This is a genomic window from Anaerofustis stercorihominis (genome assembly GCF_005844425.1).
GTDB lineage: Bacteria > Bacillota > Clostridia > Eubacteriales > Anaerofustaceae > Anaerofustis > Anaerofustis butyriciformans.
On sequence record NZ_SPHL01000005.1, the window covers coordinates 33340 to 48456 of the forward strand.

General features: G+C 30.3%; 23 protein-coding genes. All 23 read right to left on the reverse strand.

Going from position 1 to position 15117, the window contains the following annotated elements:
• Position 1 precedes the first annotated feature (1 nt).
• Entirely contained in the window at positions 2–211 is a 210-nt protein-coding gene (locus tag FGQ49_RS10590; protein ID WP_207734404.1) for a hypothetical protein, read from the reverse strand.
• Positions 212–423: 212 nt separating this feature from the next.
• The gene (locus FGQ49_RS02485; RefSeq protein WP_138268332.1) at positions 424–732 is read right to left on the reverse strand and encodes a hypothetical protein; all 309 of its coding nucleotides are present in this window, start codon (positions 730–732) and stop codon (positions 424–426) included.
• A gap of 4 nt (positions 733–736) precedes the next feature.
• Positions 737–1537 carry a phage major tail protein, TP901-1 family gene (locus FGQ49_RS02490; protein WP_138268333.1) on the reverse strand — a complete coding sequence of 267 codons (801 nt, stop codon included), beginning with the start codon at positions 1535–1537 and terminating at the stop codon, positions 737–739.
• A gap of 11 nt (positions 1538–1548) precedes the next feature.
• The gene (locus FGQ49_RS02495) at positions 1549–1956 is read right to left on the reverse strand and encodes a DUF5072 family protein (RefSeq protein WP_138268334.1); all 408 of its coding nucleotides are present in this window, start codon (positions 1954–1956) and stop codon (positions 1549–1551) included.
• A 1-nt stretch (position 1957) separates the two neighbouring features.
• Positions 1958–2110: a hypothetical protein gene (locus tag FGQ49_RS10280; RefSeq protein WP_171020562.1), complete on the reverse strand. Its 153-nt coding sequence runs from the start codon at positions 2108–2110 to the stop codon at positions 1958–1960.
• A 214-nt stretch (positions 2111–2324) separates the two neighbouring features.
• Positions 2325–2951 (reverse strand): hypothetical protein, encoded by a 627-nt coding sequence (locus FGQ49_RS02500; RefSeq protein WP_138268335.1) that lies wholly within the window; start codon positions 2949–2951, stop codon positions 2325–2327.
• A 117-nt stretch (positions 2952–3068) separates the two neighbouring features.
• Positions 3069–3281 carry a hypothetical protein gene (locus FGQ49_RS02505; RefSeq protein ID WP_138268336.1) on the reverse strand — a complete coding sequence of 71 codons (213 nt, stop codon included), beginning with the start codon at positions 3279–3281 and terminating at the stop codon, positions 3069–3071.
• Positions 3268–3582, reverse strand: a complete 315-nt coding sequence (locus FGQ49_RS02510) for a hypothetical protein (RefSeq protein WP_138268337.1) — start codon at positions 3580–3582, stop codon at positions 3268–3270. Before FGQ49_RS02510 ends, FGQ49_RS02505 begins: the two co-directional genes overlap by 14 nt.
• Positions 3579–3917: a phage head-tail connector protein gene (locus tag FGQ49_RS02515; protein ID WP_138268338.1), complete on the reverse strand. Its 339-nt coding sequence runs from the start codon at positions 3915–3917 to the stop codon at positions 3579–3581. The genes FGQ49_RS02510 and FGQ49_RS02515 overlap by 4 nt, the downstream gene beginning before the upstream one ends.
• A gap of 9 nt (positions 3918–3926) precedes the next feature.
• Positions 3927–4835: a hypothetical protein gene (locus tag FGQ49_RS02520; RefSeq protein WP_138268339.1), complete on the reverse strand. Its 909-nt coding sequence runs from the start codon at positions 4833–4835 to the stop codon at positions 3927–3929.
• Positions 4836–4839: 4 nt separating this feature from the next.
• The gene (locus tag FGQ49_RS02525; RefSeq protein ID WP_171020563.1) at positions 4840–5433 is read right to left on the reverse strand and encodes a DUF4355 domain-containing protein; all 594 of its coding nucleotides are present in this window, start codon (positions 5431–5433) and stop codon (positions 4840–4842) included.
• Positions 5434–5557: 124 nt separating this feature from the next.
• Positions 5558–5776, reverse strand: a complete 219-nt coding sequence (locus FGQ49_RS02530; RefSeq protein WP_138268341.1) for a ribosomal-processing cysteine protease Prp — start codon at positions 5774–5776, stop codon at positions 5558–5560.
• Positions 5757–6014: a thioredoxin family protein gene (locus FGQ49_RS02535; protein WP_138268342.1), complete on the reverse strand. Its 258-nt coding sequence runs from the start codon at positions 6012–6014 to the stop codon at positions 5757–5759. The genes FGQ49_RS02530 and FGQ49_RS02535 overlap by 20 nt, the downstream gene beginning before the upstream one ends.
• A gap of 11 nt (positions 6015–6025) precedes the next feature.
• A complete protein-coding gene (locus tag FGQ49_RS02540; RefSeq protein WP_138268343.1) occupies positions 6026–6208 on the reverse strand; it encodes a hypothetical protein in 183 nt (60 codons plus the stop codon).
• A 21-nt stretch (positions 6209–6229) separates the two neighbouring features.
• Positions 6230–6538: a hypothetical protein gene (locus FGQ49_RS02545; protein WP_138268344.1), complete on the reverse strand. Its 309-nt coding sequence runs from the start codon at positions 6536–6538 to the stop codon at positions 6230–6232.
• A complete protein-coding gene (locus FGQ49_RS02550) occupies positions 6535–8112 on the reverse strand; it encodes a minor capsid protein (protein ID WP_138268345.1) in 1578 nt (525 codons plus the stop codon). The genes FGQ49_RS02545 and FGQ49_RS02550 overlap by 4 nt, the downstream gene beginning before the upstream one ends.
• A complete protein-coding gene (locus FGQ49_RS02555; protein WP_243112208.1) occupies positions 8093–9445 on the reverse strand; it encodes a phage portal protein in 1353 nt (450 codons plus the stop codon). Before FGQ49_RS02555 ends, FGQ49_RS02550 begins: the two co-directional genes overlap by 20 nt.
• Positions 9445–10698 (reverse strand): PBSX family phage terminase large subunit, encoded by a 1254-nt coding sequence (locus FGQ49_RS02560; protein ID WP_138268346.1) that lies wholly within the window; start codon positions 10696–10698, stop codon positions 9445–9447. Before FGQ49_RS02560 ends, FGQ49_RS02555 begins: the two co-directional genes overlap by 1 nt.
• The gene (locus FGQ49_RS02565; protein WP_138268347.1) at positions 10685–11062 is read right to left on the reverse strand and encodes a KGG domain-containing protein; all 378 of its coding nucleotides are present in this window, start codon (positions 11060–11062) and stop codon (positions 10685–10687) included. Before FGQ49_RS02565 ends, FGQ49_RS02560 begins: the two co-directional genes overlap by 14 nt.
• Before the next feature lie 82 nt (positions 11063–11144).
• Positions 11145–11351, reverse strand: a complete 207-nt coding sequence (locus tag FGQ49_RS02570) for a hypothetical protein (RefSeq protein WP_138268348.1) — start codon at positions 11349–11351, stop codon at positions 11145–11147.
• A 369-nt stretch (positions 11352–11720) separates the two neighbouring features.
• Positions 11721–11885, reverse strand: coding sequence for a hypothetical protein (locus FGQ49_RS10285; protein ID WP_171020564.1), 165 nt, complete (start codon positions 11883–11885; stop codon positions 11721–11723).
• Between the two features lie 200 nt (positions 11886–12085).
• On the reverse strand, positions 12086–14065 hold the full coding sequence (locus tag FGQ49_RS02575; RefSeq protein ID WP_138268349.1) for a BbrUII/HgiDII family restriction enzyme: 1980 nt from the start codon (positions 14063–14065) through the stop codon (positions 12086–12088).
• Complete coding sequence (locus tag FGQ49_RS02580; RefSeq protein ID WP_138268350.1) at positions 14052–15101, reverse strand: DNA cytosine methyltransferase; 1050 nt, start codon at positions 15099–15101, stop codon at positions 14052–14054. Before FGQ49_RS02580 ends, FGQ49_RS02575 begins: the two co-directional genes overlap by 14 nt.
• Positions 15102–15117 lie beyond the last annotated feature (16 nt).

The following is a 15117-nucleotide window of genomic DNA, read 5'->3' on the forward strand; positions in this document are numbered from 1 at the left end:
ATTATCCTCCTTTCTTTTTCATTCTTTTATCAAAACCGTTAGCCTTATATATCTTGTAAACCCAGCTTTTTCCTTCTCTTTTTTCCATATCTTCTATAATTTTTATATTGTTTTGATATTCTTCTTTTTTTACTTTTTTAGGTTTCTTCTTCCAAAGTTTTAACGGACTTTTCCCTTTTGGTCTGTTTACATTGTAAAAAGCAGTAAGCACAGCCTTATATAATAGGAAGTTATCGGTAATGACTTTGTTTTCCCATTCTTTTTTTATAAAGGCGATTTCTTTATATGTAAGGCTTTCGTATTCTTCCTTTGAATAACCTAAATTGACAGCAAAAAAAGCAAAGTCTATATCTCTTTGATAAGGCTTTGCTTCTTTTTCATACTCTTTATCTTCTCCATCATTTAAAAGATATTCAAAATCGACTAATCGGCTTGGAAGAAAAAAGGACAGTCTCTTTGAATTGCTTCAATTACTGTTGTAGTAATATTGGCATATCCCTTTTCCTCTAAAAGTTCATCGGCAATTTTTATGCCTTCGTTAAAATCAACATATCCGTCTTTACCCTTTTCTTTAAGTCCAAAAGCGATAAAGTTACAAAGTTTTGAAATACTGAGCATTCCCTTTGAATTAACCATTGTTTCCATTAAAGAAATTCCAAGAGTATCCTCTATTATTCTTATTCTTCCAACAGTGTATTTAAGTTCGTAAATTTTTCCGTTTATCTCTAACATATAATTATTCCCCTGCCGTTACGGTGGCAGTTCCAACCTTTCTTGCTTTATTATTTTCACATTCTACAATTAATATCTTATTTCCATTTACTGCTGTAATCTCATCTTCCCCGTTCCAGTCAGTAAGCGTTGATACGTCATCATCATACTTTGGTAAAGTAACGCTTTCGCCTGTTTGATATTTATAAGCATTGCTTCCCTCTTTTATAGGATTAACGTATATTTTTGTTTTACCGCTTGTTCCCGCAACGGATACAACAGTTAAACCTTCAAGAGAATTTTCACCGCTTGGCATGGTATCGGGAACAGGTGGATTTTCGCTTAAATCAACCAAAGCTCCCATACCATCCAGTGAAGTAGAATAGGTCATTGAATCATCGTATGGGGCTTCCAGTGAATAATCCGTAAGGGTTGCAAGCCCGCCGAATAAACCTTTTTGTGTTTTTAAATTAACAATTTTAATACAAAGGGGTGTATCGTCTTCAAAAGCTTTTGATAAGATTTTATGACTTTCATCATCGGCAATATAAATCCCGTCATTATCAATACTCCATTCTTTCATTCCTGCAATCTTTGACTTCCAGCCTCCCACTGTATCCTTTGAAGTTATTTCTATGCTGTCTTTTGTCCTGTTTATTGTTAAACTTTGTTGTCCGCTTATTGCCAGTAACTTTGAACCGTCCAAATTAAAAATTGCAAGTAAAATGTCTTTACCTGCAATCGCTCTTGATGCTGCAGCGGAGAAATCACAATATTCTCCACCGTCAAACTCTAAAGCATATTTTTGTAAATTTATTTTTTTCATACTACCTCCTATTATTTACACTTAAAACCGTATGAAATTTTAAAATCATACTGAAATATTGCGTGTTTTTCTTTTGTTTCTTCTGTTATTAAGTTATTCATTGAAATTTGTGTCTGCATAATAAGGTTAAACCCTTCAGGTAAGACTATATCCTCCGTCATTGCCTCTTCAAGCTTGTTTATTAAATCAAATATACCAACACTTGAAGATGAAGCCTTACTAAGTGCATGAATCATCACATTATAAGTTTCACAAAACATAGTCTTTGTGTCGCTTTTTCTTTTTCCTGTTATTTCAACATAATAAAAGGGACTCGGTGCATTTATGGGGACCATATCGTAACACCTTATCCCTGTATTTTCTTCTATTCTCTTTTGAATAGCAGATATTAAATCCGTATAGTTTAATTGTTTTAACATTTTATTTTCCTAAACCTTTTATCAAATCCTTTTTATAAATATCCCTTTGAATATCTACGTTCTTTTTTAAGAAATACTGACCTTGTACATATCCAACCTGTTTGCCGTGTATTACTACCCTGTGTCCGTATTCAACATGTGCTTGTGTTATCATAAAGGCTTTTTATCCTTTATTTCCGGGAGTTTCCTCGCATTACAGAATGTCAATTCATTCTCGGTTCGGCGTACATCATAACAAAAAAAGAATCTGTATAAGATTCTTCCATTGTTTCGGGCACTCTTGCCGAAATTATATTTATTCATTCGGTACGCTCTACGGTGATCAATAGCCTTTCGCAATCTACTGATTTACCACGGTGTTGACATGCTTATAAATCTTCTCTCTTTATACATTTTTTTCTATATAGATTATAAGCTGTTTTATATGGAATATTTAATATTTCTGCAAATTCAACTAAAGTAATCCATTTATTATTATATTCTATAAGAATATTACTTCTTCTGTTACGACAATTTTCCTTTGCACTAACCCACCTGCAATTTTCAGGAGAATAATCTAAATTATTGTCTATTCTATCAATTTGCAATTCTTTTTTAAATCCGTTTAAAACAGCCCATTGAACGAAATTATCAAAACTTTGAAGCCACTCATTACATATTTTTATCCCCCTGCCTCCATAATCATTATATCTTTTATCATTTTGATTATAACATCTTGACTTCATACTATAATATGTATCCCAAAGTTTTGTATGACTTAATTTATGTTTATGATTTTTAACAAGATTAATTTTATCTTGTTCTTTTTTCAAACATCCACAAGACTGCACCATCCCCTGCGTCAGACAGTCCGTTCTTACTTCTTTTAAATTGCCACATTCACATCTACATTGCCAATAATAGCGATATCGATTACCTTTTTTTTCTTTTCTCGCTAATTTAACCACTGTCAATTTTGTAAATTTACATCCTGTTAAATCTTTAAATTTTGCCATAATATCACCTTTTTTTTATTATAGCATACATAAATTTACATGTCCATATTCTACATGTGTTTATCACTTTATAAGTTTAGTGTCCACCGTTTTTGCCCGATTTTACATGCGTCACATTTACTGAAGCGCATAATCCTTTGTATATCCTATTTCTTCCTTACCTTTTGATATAGACTGTTTTAATTGACTGCTTTTTACGGGAGTAAGGCTTTTTGCCCTGTTAAACATCTGGGTAAGATTCTTTGTTACAATTCCTTCAAACCTAACTTCATTTAACCTTTTAAGCTCTCTTTCAAGCTCTTCTATTCCTTCAAATTTAATATGTATCATCTTTCAACCTTTTTAAATGAAGAATATTAAAGCGAGGGGAAGAATTTATGATATACAAGATTTCATGTTCCTTATTTTCAAATCTTATTAAATTATCTAAATTTATGTTTATGCTTGGAATTATTAAGGCTTTTAAAGTCTTTTTAGTGTAATCATATCCATAGGTATTAGTCTCTTCCAATGTCCAGTTTGATAATCTTCCTTTTGTTTTACCTTTTATATTAAGTTCATAGGTAGGATTTAAAAGCTTATCTTCCCCATTTTTTACTTTCTCCAAGACTTCTATTTCTTCCCATTTCATAAAAATCTTACAACCTTTCTCGTTCCGTCTTCGTTGTTATTCTTCTTTTGATTCAAATAACTTTCTATCTCTGAGTTATATTCGTTTAATATATCTTCAACAAAAGAAGTGGAAATATTTCCCCCGCTTTCAGAACTTATTCCCTCATAGTAAATACGGTTATACATTTTAACCACTGCATCAACGCAGACAGAATAAAAAATATCAGGCAGAATATCCTCTTTTAATCTTAAACAAAGCCTGTCGTAAACAGTCTTAACATATTCACTTATTACTTCATCACTAAGGGAAACATTATTAATCCTTAGCTTTACTCTATTTAAAATATCGTCCATAACTATCTATTATTCACTTGCTTCACTTGCTTCACTTACAGGAGTAATAGTTGCCTTAAATACTCCGTCAACAAATTCAGGGTAGAACTTAACACTTGAAAGTAACAGAGTATCAACTGACGCATTTTTTAATACGTTTTGATGTGTCATACCAACAAGCCCCGTTTCGTCTGATGTTAAATTGAAAGTCTGTCCAAGATCTCCCGACATTGGAACATACGCACCGTTTAAGTTTTGTTTTGCTGTTGCGATAGGTTTTAATTTTTCTGCTTTAGGTGTAATCATGGCAGTACCAAGTCCTAAGAAGTTCTCAATATAAGTAAAGCCGAATGCGTTTTGCATAGTAATTTGAGAAGTCCCCAAATAATCTGAAACATCTGTCGGGTTTACAAAATAAATAGGGTCAATATCCATATCTTCATAGTATTCTTGAAGTTTTGCCCATAAAGCTGCAAGGGCTGTTTGTAAATTTGTACCGCTTGCACTTCCGCTTCCTGTTTTTAAAGTATCGTAAAAGGACTTTTTAATATCCTTTTGAATTTCAAATATCATTTTTTCATCTGTTTTGTTTATGGCCATATCTCTGCCGACCTTTTGAATGGCTTCCGCAGTAGTATTTTTTCTATATTTGTTAAGTGTTAAAGAAATTGTATTTGCAAGCTTTCTTTCGATTTTAGTAAGAGGGATGTCTTCCCCTTCTCCAACCTGTGAAGGTGTATTTGTTTTTGTCATTTTATAGATTTTAATATCCGTTCCCGCACTCATTGGAACAAGCTCACTTACACCTAAAACCTCCTGTAATTCCTTAATGTTAGATACTATTCTCGATGTAAAATCAATAGAAATAGCAGGTTCTAAATCAGTTGTTAAAGTCGTATTAGTTTCTGCTGCATATTTTTGTAAATTAATTTTATTCATATTTTTATCTCTCCTTTTCAAATAAATTTATATTTTCTCTAATTTTTTTCTGTCTTAAATTTCTGTCTTTAATCTTAAAAATGTCCTCTTTAGTTATTCCGGGAACACTTCCTGCTTTTGGAGTATTCCCTTTTAGTCTTTTTGTCACTTCTTCTTCAACCGTAGAAGTAAACATTTTTGAAAAATCTTCCACGGCTTTTTTTGTTCCTTCGGCATCGGTTGAAACAAACATACTAAGAAGATTATCAGATATATTTATACTCTTTTGTTCAAGGATTTCTCTTGTTGTTTTTTTCATTTGAGATAACTTTTCCTTGTTTTTATATTCTTCAAGTTCTTTTTTAAGTTCATCCCTTTCATATTCGGCTTTTTCTCTTTCGTTCATCTGTGCAAGTTTCTTTGCTTCGTCAATCTCCTTGTCCTTTCCCCTCTGCCATTTTTCAAATTTCTTGTTTATAATCCTGTCTAAATCTTCGTCGGTATATTTTGCCTTACTTTCTTTTACCTCCTCGTTTTTTTCTTCTTTTGTGCTTTCATTTTGGTTTTGCTCTAAATTTTCGCCCTCTCCTGAAAATCTTTGTAAATTAATAAAATACATTATTTTCTCCTTTCCATATTCTTTTTTTAGTCTTAAATGCTTGGACCCCATATCTTTTTAAGTCATAAATGCTTGGACTTTCCATACCTTTTTATGTCTTAAATGCTTGGACAATAAAAAAGAGCTACCTAATAATTTCTACATTATTTGGATAACTCTCTTCTAAGTTACATAAAGAAAACTTCAAAAAATCATATACATCTTTGTTCTTTTCATAAAGTTTATAATTTTCTATTAAACTGGATACTCCCGCACACACAATATCATATCCTTTAATGGAATAATTAGCGTGTCCCTTTGCTTTTATCTCTAAGCTTTCATCATCAAACAAAATACTTATCAATAAGACTTTTTACCTCCTTTTCTTCCTTTGTTCCCTTAATTAAAAAAACTACCTCTTCCCCTTTTAAAAAGTAGGTAGTCGGCAGTTTTAACAAAGGATATTTATTTGTTATTTCACTGTTTTTATATATGTCATAGTTTTTATATTTTACTCCTAAATTATCAAGCACCCTTTCCATTTTCCTGCAGTGCGGGCACCAATTTGTGGTTAAAATAATAATATTTAAATCTTCTTTCATTTTGCTCCTTTTTAGTAATATACATCTTCTTCATTAGATAAATATCCAAGAATATACACATCTTTTTCTTCCTTTATACAATGCTTTAAAATTTCTTCTATTTTTTCTATCCCCATGCTTCTAAAAGGAAAAGTAGGAAAATCTTCTTTAAAAAGTTCTTTATATTTATCTAAAAGTTCCTTGTTTATTATCATGTTTAGTTCCTTTTTAATTTTTTAATTAAAATATTTAAATATCATACTGTCAAATGACGTCTTATAAATAGCATCCATAAATTTTTCGTTAAAACTCTCTAAATACTCATAGCATTCATCTTTTGAATTTAGTGCTTTACCTAAAATCTCAGCGACTTTTTCCATTTCATAGCTTTCTGCATTCACAGGTATTTCTAAGCCTGTTCCTTTATATTCTTCTATACCGGAAAACAATTCTTTTTCTTTTTCGAGAGAACAGTCTTCCATAAGAAGCCATATTCTTGTTTTATTCCAAAGATTATCTAATTCTTTTTTTCTCTCTTTTTTCATCCAATCATAACTCCTTTTATTGTAATTGACCAATCATCATTTAATATTACATTTTCAATTTTTATTTGAGGTCTATCAAAAATTATTTCAGATTCTTTTTTATTTGTTGTAATATATCCATATCGTTCCTTTGGAACTTTTATTTTCATATGGATTCTTTTTTTCTGCATTACATTTTTATCTTTAACAGCTGAAGTACTCATAAAAGCCTTTTCTTGGTAAATTCTACCAATCTCAACATCTGAAACCACCTGTTGAAGTTCTTCCCATGTTTCTTTCTTATTTTTAAGCAAAGACATTTTAGGGAATTTAATCCCTGTTATGCTTTCGAACCCATCTTCTTTTATATGTCTATAAACAATTATATCACTATTTATTTTATTTTTTCGTATAACTGAAGATAAAGTATCTGAAATTTTTTGAAAATCGTATCCTAAAGTCTTACCCTTTCTGATTATATCATTTATATCTTTGGCATTACTTGAATTAATATAACCTGAAAAATGACTACGTCCGTACAAAATTTTACGTTCTTCTTTACTTATAGAATGATGCATATTTTTAAACTCATCAAAAGAAACTTCTTTATAATCTCTATTTGAAATATTATCATAGTTATCAAGCCTGTTTTTAATTATATCCCCGCTTTTGCTATGTTTACTTTCATAATCATCAAGCCACTTATCCCAATTATCAACAACTACTTCAAAACTGCACCTGCACCAAGGGTGAAAGGGCGGAAAATTTATTCCGGGAGTTCTTTCCGCTATGTCAAATACTTTTCCTTTTATACCTTTGCATATGCTACATACTCTACCGTCTCCCACAGTAGAAATCTCATAACTTTCAAAATCTTCTTCAAAGGGTGTTATGGTGCTTTCGTTTAAAACATATGTGCCTTCCGTAAATATCAGCCTGTAACAGTCATTTCTCGTTACCTTTGAAAATCTTTCCTTTAAGGCCTTAACGCATTTATCATAACTGTCGCCTCTTGCTACTGCCTGAGCGAAATCTTTATTTAAATAATCCGCAAGTTTCTTTTTGTTGCTCCAAATCCTATCGGAAAAGTTTTCTTCTCCCGCATAAGAATTATTAAGGATTTTACTTATTACGTTGCTGTTTATTGAAAGAAAGTTCTTTCCAAACCCCAAGGTTTCGTATGTTATGTTTGCACCATTTAATGTATACTTTTTTAAATGCTTTTCTATTTCTTCTTGTTCAATAGCTCCTATTTCATACTGCTTTAAAAGAATGGAATACTCTAGTCCCTCCAACCTGTTTAGTTTATATATGTTTTCTCTAACGGGCAGGATATTTTTATACTTTGGATATTTCTCTATAAATTCATCAGCCCTTTTTATTAGCATATCCTTTTCTTCCATAGATAGACTTTGAAGAAGGTTTCTGTATTCTATTATGTTATTTTCTCCGTATCTTTGATAAAAGGAAGCTATTTCCTTTTCCAAACTTACCCTTTCTTTGTCATAAAAAAAAGACAACTTCTTTTTAAGTTTGTCTTCATCCTTTTCCATATTCTTTTTTAGATTTTCATATCTATTCTGCCAGTAATTCATCTGTTTCCTCTAAGGTTCTGTTTGTGGGATAATCGGTATTATAAGAAATACTGTCGTTTTCTTCTTCCATTTTCTTTATTTCATCATCCACATTATCCACAATGCTTAATACTTTTAACTGTGTTTCCTTTGATGTTATTCCACTAAGCTGACCTGCTATTGTTGCTTCGCTTTCAAGGTTTGCGGGATAATTAAAATGAAATTCATAAGAAAGAGTAAGTTCTGCATCCTTTGGAAGTCCCGTAACACTCACATTTGAAAATATAATATTATATCTTCTGTTCATTCCGGCAATAAACTTTCTCTCTTTTGTCTTTGCAAGGTTGCTCATGGCAAGAAGTTTATATTTAAGAGCAATCCCGGAGCTTGTTCCAAAATTCTCGTCGCTTATGTTTGCCACCATTGATATTTGGTAAATTAATCTTTCTAACCTATTAATGAGATTTTCCTGTGTAGTGTCTCCGCTTGGTTTTTGCATAAATTCCACTGTTAAATCAGAGCTGTCACCTTCAAAGTTTATAACCCTGTTGCTTCTTATATGTTTTATGCTCTTTTCGTCAAGCTCAGCCCCCAAAACCTTTATATATGCATCTGCGAAATAATCAACATCGTTTGCCTTTTCCGATAATGCTTTATTATACGCATCAATCATAGGAAGAACATTTTCAAATATTCCCTGTCTTTCTTCGTTTTCCAAAAACTCGTTTACGGGTATGGTTGAAAATCCATGAATACTGCCTTCATCTAAAAATCTGTATCCTCCTTCACTGGTAAAGCTTATTTTATGATTATTGGTATAAACATCTCCGACTATGTTCTCATCGCTGTCTTTATAGTACCTTACAAAGCATATGGCTGAAGAGTTTATATCATCATCGTATATCATAAATCCCTCTAAGGGAGAGAAGAATGATATTGCCATTTTACCAAAGTCATCAATATAATATATTTCATAACCGTGTCCGTATATATCGCATATTTTACTCAGTTCGCTGTTTTGGTCCTCTTGATTATTGTAACTTTCAAGGGTTTTGATGTATTCATTAACCTTTTCATCACTAGATATAGTCTTTACCGGAATACCCATAAAAAAGCCGTTCATTGTATCTGTAATATATTTTGCAAAGTTTACGGATATTCTGTTATCAGGCTTCCAGGGCTCCTTTTTTTTCATATTATATATTTTATAATCGTTTAGGTATGCATTTTTTAATATTTCATATCTGCTTTTAGCAAGTTCTTGATGTTTATTTATATATTCACTGATTAAATCTATTGTTACAGCCGTTCCTTTAGGCTCCATGAACTTAACATAATTTTGAATCTTACTCATTAAATCCCTCCTTTTATTTCTTTATATGTTACCTTTTTATGATATTTTTCCACCGCATAGCGAAGAGCATCCATTAAATGATTGAAATCATCAACGGGTCTGTTTATTTTATTTCCAAACTTATCCTTATCCCAGGTGTAGTTTGATATTTCCATTAGAAAGTTTACACATCTTGGATGAATTATTATTTTGTAATTTTGTAAAAACTGTATGCCGTGCATTATGCTGTCTTTTCCTTTTAAAGAAGCTCTTACTTTAAGACCGTAGTTTCTAAGCTCGTCAATGCTTTTAGGCTCTGCACTGTCAGCTGTTATCTTTTCTTTTTTATACCCCATATCTCTTATCCTTTCATATATCATCTTGTTTGAAAGCCCTTTTTTATATAATTCATCCCATATGAATATTCTCTTGTCCTTTTTATCAATAAAGCCAATAAAAAAAGCGGTGGGGTCGTTTGTATAACCAAAATCCAGTCCGCTTATGGTATCAAAGTTTATTATGTCTTTAAGTTCAAAAGCTTTTTCTTCAAAGTTTTCATAAATTAGTCCGTCAATAATCCCCCAGTTTCCAAGCCCTGCCACTTGGTATCTTCTTGGGTTGTTCTTTTTCATGTCTTCAAAGAGTTTTATATCGCTACTGTCCAGCCATTCATTACATTTATAAGTAGTTGTAAGAGGTAAAATATCATCATCATCTTTAATATCAAAAAACCTCTTTTTTAACCAGTGGTGCTCATTCCAGGGGTTAAAGGTTATTATCCATTGTTTAAATAGTCCCTTTGGCAGTTTTCCTCTTATAGATTCATCCAGTATGTTAAAATCCTCTTCCTTTGTTACTTCATATGCTTCTTCAAGCCAACCAAAACACAAAGCACCTTTTTCTACGGTTATGGAAGTAACTTTCAGTGGATCATCAAGCCCCCTAAAATAAATCTTCTGACCCGTTGGTTTATAAGTCATCTCAAGGGGAGATAATTTTTCCTCCCATAGATACTCAACTCCAAGCCTTTTTACAGCCCATTTAAGCTCCATAAAGCATGAATCTTTCAAGGTTCTGTATGTCTTTCTTACAACAAGGGTATTTGCTCCCTTATACTTCATCATGTTGTATATTATCTTTATGGCACTTGTCTTTGATTTCTTACTTGCCCTCGAACCTTTTACCACAAGGTATCTTCCCTTAAATCTAAAGAACTCACCGTACCCTTTGCCGATAATATCGGGAAGATAAACATCCCTTTTATTCAAGGTCATCCTCTCCTTTAAATACGGGAATTGTTATATCTATATTTACTCCGTTGTCGTTTTTATTATTTTGTCCTCTTGTATCTCTTATAAATTCCATTGCCTTAATATTTCCACCAAGTGCTTCACTTACGCCCTTAAACATTATGGCAACATCATAGGTAACATCTCTTTTATTTATTGAAAGAGCCTTTGCAATGTCTTTTGCTTCATTGGTATTTAACCTGCTTTCTCCGATTTCATCTAATATCTGTCTTAAAAGCTTCTTTTTTCTTCTAGCCTTTCCCGATGCAATACCGCCTTTTCTTGCAATTTCTCTTTGTTCTTCCTTTGTTCTTTCATTTAAAGGTATTAAGTTATTTTCTTTTGACATTTCATTTTTTTCGCTCCTTTCTATTTTTATGGTTCATATAGTCTTATTTTCTCCTTTTAACTAAAAAAGGACAGACCTAAGCCTATCCTTTAATTATTAATTTTTTTATTGCTTCACTTGCACTAAGTCCTTCACTTTTAAGCTTTTCTATTTTGTCAATTATTTCTTTATCTGTAATATTATCTTTTCTCAAAGTAATGGAATATCTTTCATAAGTTTTCTTATTATATCTATTCTTTACTTCCGTACTGGTGAAGGTTTTTCTTTTTGATTCTTTTTCTCTATCCATGTTATTAAATACCTCCATTAAATAACAATTTAATTACAAAATATAGAAATGCCAACAACCCAACTAAGACAATTACATGACCGATTAATCTTAATACATCTTTTTTCATTTGCTTTTATCGTTATGGTTTGATATAATTTCTTATAGGAAAGGGCTAAGCCCTAACCTATAAGTTTTAATAAAATCAATATCCACCCGACCAGTGATATTAATTTTACCAAGAGCTTTTCAAGTAGCACCACTATCTTGATTAGCTCTTTTATTTTTTCATCCATAACTACCTCCTTTCTATGTTTATATTATACTACATACTGTACAGTATGTCAATATATTTATTCAATTTAATTATTCTTTTTTTATTTATCCTCATTATGTATGCTTAATCCCAATTATTTCAATATGGTTAGGAATTAAAATGATTTTTAAATTGCATTCTTTAAATTTATTATTAAAGCCACTAATGGCTTCATAGCTCATTACATCTGTAGCTTTTAAAATTAATATATCATCATCATTTAATTCAATAACTTTCATACTATATCTCCATTCTTTTTCATCACTCAAAACCCCAAAACCTTAACCGTGATGTCGTTTCCCGATATTCTCCGTAAATAAAAAAGACAAAGAATTTATCTTTGCCTTCTTTTGTTTATATTATTATATAACGTTTTTATTATAATGAAGTCCTTATATTGTCCAAGAATTGTTTAATAAACAAAATAAATAATTTTATTTTACTCTTTACTTATTTCATCAAACATATCAATTAAAGGAGCTACTTTCTTATTTGCCTCAATATAATCTTTATACGCTTTATTAGCATTTTCAATTAAATTATCATAATAAACTACCCTAGTATTATATGATGCTATAGAATTATAAAATTTCTCTAATTCAGTTTGACTTAAATCTTCAACAAGTTTACCTAAAACAACAACAATTTCAAAAGGTACATTTTCTTGTCCTGTATTTGATAAAAGCTTTCTTATTGCATCATGATATTTAGTAATTTGGCTATATATATCGTTCCTTGAAACTCTTCTACTATATCTTTTCAATTCAATTATGATATGCTTCCCTGCCGATGTTTTATACCCTATATCTAATCTTCCTTTTATTTCTTCATCAGTTAAACCATTTATATTTTCTATAGATAAAGCATTTTTTACTCTTTTTTCCATATATTCTGTAGAACTAGCTCTTTCCCATGCTGGATCCAATAACCATAAATGCTCAAATAAATATTGTTGGATAACATTTTCTAAAACATCAACTTCAGTAATTTCTTGAAATTTTTTTATAACATTTATTCTTTCATTTATTATTTGATAATATAATGTTGCTTCTATATCATCTATATCATTTAAAATAACCATTAAATTATCTAAACTCTCTAAATTCAAATCATCAATTTTACTTAAGTTATTATTATATTTTAATTTTTCAAATGCTAATATGCTATATTTTAATATCTCCTTCTTTTTATCTTCATCAACTATAATTTGATTAACATTACCTAAAATACTTTTTGCATATTTTTTATCATCCCCTTTAAGTTCATCCATCCATTTTTTAATTGAAGGATAAATACTTATAGCCTCTTCAACCCCCATTTCATTTCTTAATGAAGTCCCTTCTTTTTGTATTTCTTTTAAAACGTTTTTTATAAAGTTCTTTAAAAATTCAAATCGTTCATCTTCCACATTATATTCTTGTCTACTACTTGTTGCCATATCTTCACAATTATCATCTTCAAAAAAATCAGCATGTATTTCCCCTATTAAATATTTAGAATATAATCCACCTTCATTATATATATCTAAAATATTTTCTTGACCTAATTTTCCTCTAACAATTAAAATAATTTTATTTAAATTTTCATCACCATCTTTTAATGCACCTGCTTCTTTTACAGTTCCTATCCATCCAGATACATAATAATTTTTATTTTTTTCAACTTCTCCACTTAAATACTTTTCTTTTTTTACATTTTCAAAATAAGGCTTATATTCATTATCATCTTCTTTACATCCAATATACCAAACATATTCTACCTTATGAAAATAATCACGATCTTTAATTTGTACTTCTTGATCATTTACGTAAACTTTAAATTTATATTTATTACCTAAGACACTAAAACGTCTTGCTATACGTTTTATTAAAAATTGGGGAGTAATAGATGATATACGTTTTTTTAAATCTTTTAAAATAATTTTTGTACCTATAAAATTATCACCTTCATAGATAATACTATCAGGATGATAACAAACATTATCACCATCATACTTTATCGCATCTTTTATTTTTTCTAAATTCATATTAAAACCATTAATACTACCGTTTTTTGATGTATAAATATCTATATCATTTGCAATGGAAAACATAGAAAGTTTACCTATACCTTTTCTTCCCATAACAGGTCTACTATACTTTGCTGTTATAGCTTCATTATGTTCTCTTCTCTGATAACCAACATTTAAAAATTTATTGTTTATATCATCTATGTCCATTCCACTCCCATTGTCTTGAATAATAATATCATTATTATCTGTTATATGAATATGAACTTCACTTGCATCAGCATCCCATGCATTTGCTACAATTTCAGAAATAACCGAAGGTATATTACTATACAAATTAATTCCTAAATGATTCAGTACATTTAAGCTTAATGACATTGTGTATTTATCTTCAATATTATTTTTTATCATAATATACCTCCAAATGCGATATTATTGATTCACCTATAACTTTACCTAACGTAACAGGGACTGCATTACCTATCATTTTCCCTACTTCATCTAATGGAATTTCATCTTTAAAAAATTTATATTTTTTAGGAAATGTCTGTAACAAGGCTCCTTCTCTAAATGATAGTGCTCTATTTTGTTCAGGATGACCAAAACGTCCTGTTCCATATGACGTAAACTGAGTTGTAATTGTTGGAGAAGGTTTATCCCATTCCATTCTAGCATAAACAGAAGAATAACTCTTTCCACTATCTTTTTTATGACATTCACAAATTAAATCTTCATCCCAATCTTTCCATGTACCTCCAGGTTTAGATTGTTTTATTCTTTCTAAATTTTTTTTGGAAAAGTTTCTAGCTCTATGTAAAGGATCTTTTCTAGAAATTGCGCCGGCTTCTAAAGGCTCTAAATCTCCTATAATTTCTCTTACCGTAATATAATTATCTTTATCTCTCGTTTTTGGCATTAATTCAATTTTACCAATTTTTGATGCTAGTAAGACTAATCTAGTTCTACTTTGTGGAATACCATAATCAGGACAATACACTTTATCCCACGAAATAAAAAAACCTTCTTTTTTTAAATTATTAATAAAAGATTTAAAAATTTGTTGTTGTGATAAAAGAGGGACATTCTCCATTGAAATAATATCTGGCTTTAGTTCATTAATAAGTCTTTTAAAATGATTAATTAAATACCATTTCTCATCCTTTTTATTTTTTTTATTTCTAATTTTTGTTGTATGTTTTGAAAAAGGTTGACATGGAGCACATCCAACTAAAACTTTAATATCAGCATTTTTATAAAATGGCATTAACTCTTCTGCATTTATATCTTCAATTTTAGAATGAATAAATTTAGCCTTATTATTAAATTCAAATGGGAACTTACAATATTCATTAAAATCAATTCCTGCAACAACATTAATACCAGATTCCTTTAATCCACAGGTAAGACCACCTGCTCCACAAAATAAATCTATTGCCCTAATATCCATTTTTTTTCCTTTTCTT

Bases quoted from the DNA above. Each gene is read 5' to 3' on its own strand.
- FGQ49_RS02525 (WP_171020563.1), bottom strand. From the start codon at position 5,433: ATGTATTTTATTAATTTACAAAGATTTTCAGGAGAGGGCGAAAATTTA.
- FGQ49_RS02510 (WP_138268337.1), bottom strand. From the start codon at position 3,582: ATGAAATGGGAAGAAATAGAAGTCTTGGAGAAAGTAAAAAATGGGGAA.
- FGQ49_RS02560 (WP_138268346.1), bottom strand. From the start codon at position 10,698: ATGACCTTGAATAAAAGGGATGTTTATCTTCCCGATATTATCGGCAAA.
- FGQ49_RS02550 (WP_138268345.1), bottom strand. From the start codon at position 8,112: ATGAATTACTGGCAGAATAGATATGAAAATCTAAAAAAGAATATGGAA.
- FGQ49_RS02570 (WP_138268348.1), bottom strand. From the start codon at position 11,351: ATGGATAGAGAAAAAGAATCAAAAAGAAAAACCTTCACCAGTACGGAA.
- FGQ49_RS02520 (WP_138268339.1), bottom strand. From the start codon at position 4,835: ATGAATAAAATTAATTTACAAAAATATGCAGCAGAAACTAATACGACT.
- FGQ49_RS02485 (WP_138268332.1), bottom strand. From the start codon at position 732: ATGTTAGAGATAAACGGAAAAATTTACGAACTTAAATACACTGTTGGA.
- FGQ49_RS02505 (WP_138268336.1), bottom strand. From the start codon at position 3,281: ATGATACATATTAAATTTGAAGGAATAGAAGAGCTTGAAAGAGAGCTT.
- FGQ49_RS02545 (WP_138268344.1), bottom strand. From the start codon at position 6,538: ATGAAAAAAGAGAGAAAAAAAGAATTAGATAATCTTTGGAATAAAACA.
- FGQ49_RS02555 (WP_243112208.1), bottom strand. From the start codon at position 9,445: ATGAGTAAGATTCAAAATTATGTTAAGTTCATGGAGCCTAAAGGAACG.
- FGQ49_RS10285 (WP_171020564.1), bottom strand. From the start codon at position 11,885: ATGAAAGTTATTGAATTAAATGATGATGATATATTAATTTTAAAAGCT.
- FGQ49_RS02495 (WP_138268334.1), bottom strand. From the start codon at position 1,956: ATGTTAAAACAATTAAACTATACGGATTTAATATCTGCTATTCAAAAG.
- FGQ49_RS02535 (WP_138268342.1), bottom strand. From the start codon at position 6,014: ATGAAAGAAGATTTAAATATTATTATTTTAACCACAAATTGGTGCCCG.
- FGQ49_RS02575 (WP_138268349.1), bottom strand. From the start codon at position 14,065: ATGATAAAAAATAATATTGAAGATAAATACACAATGTCATTAAGCTTA.
- FGQ49_RS10280 (WP_171020562.1), bottom strand. From the start codon at position 2,110: ATGATAACACAAGCACATGTTGAATACGGACACAGGGTAGTAATACAC.
- FGQ49_RS02580 (WP_138268350.1), bottom strand. From the start codon at position 15,101: ATGGATATTAGGGCAATAGATTTATTTTGTGGAGCAGGTGGTCTTACC.
- FGQ49_RS02565 (WP_138268347.1), bottom strand. From the start codon at position 11,062: ATGTCAAAAGAAAATAACTTAATACCTTTAAATGAAAGAACAAAGGAA.
- FGQ49_RS02515 (WP_138268338.1), bottom strand. From the start codon at position 3,917: ATGGACGATATTTTAAATAGAGTAAAGCTAAGGATTAATAATGTTTCC.
- FGQ49_RS02540 (WP_138268343.1), bottom strand. From the start codon at position 6,208: ATGATAATAAACAAGGAACTTTTAGATAAATATAAAGAACTTTTTAAA.
- FGQ49_RS02500 (WP_138268335.1), bottom strand. From the start codon at position 2,951: ATGGCAAAATTTAAAGATTTAACAGGATGTAAATTTACAAAATTGACA.
- FGQ49_RS02490 (WP_138268333.1), bottom strand. From the start codon at position 1,537: ATGAAAAAAATAAATTTACAAAAATATGCTTTAGAGTTTGACGGTGGA.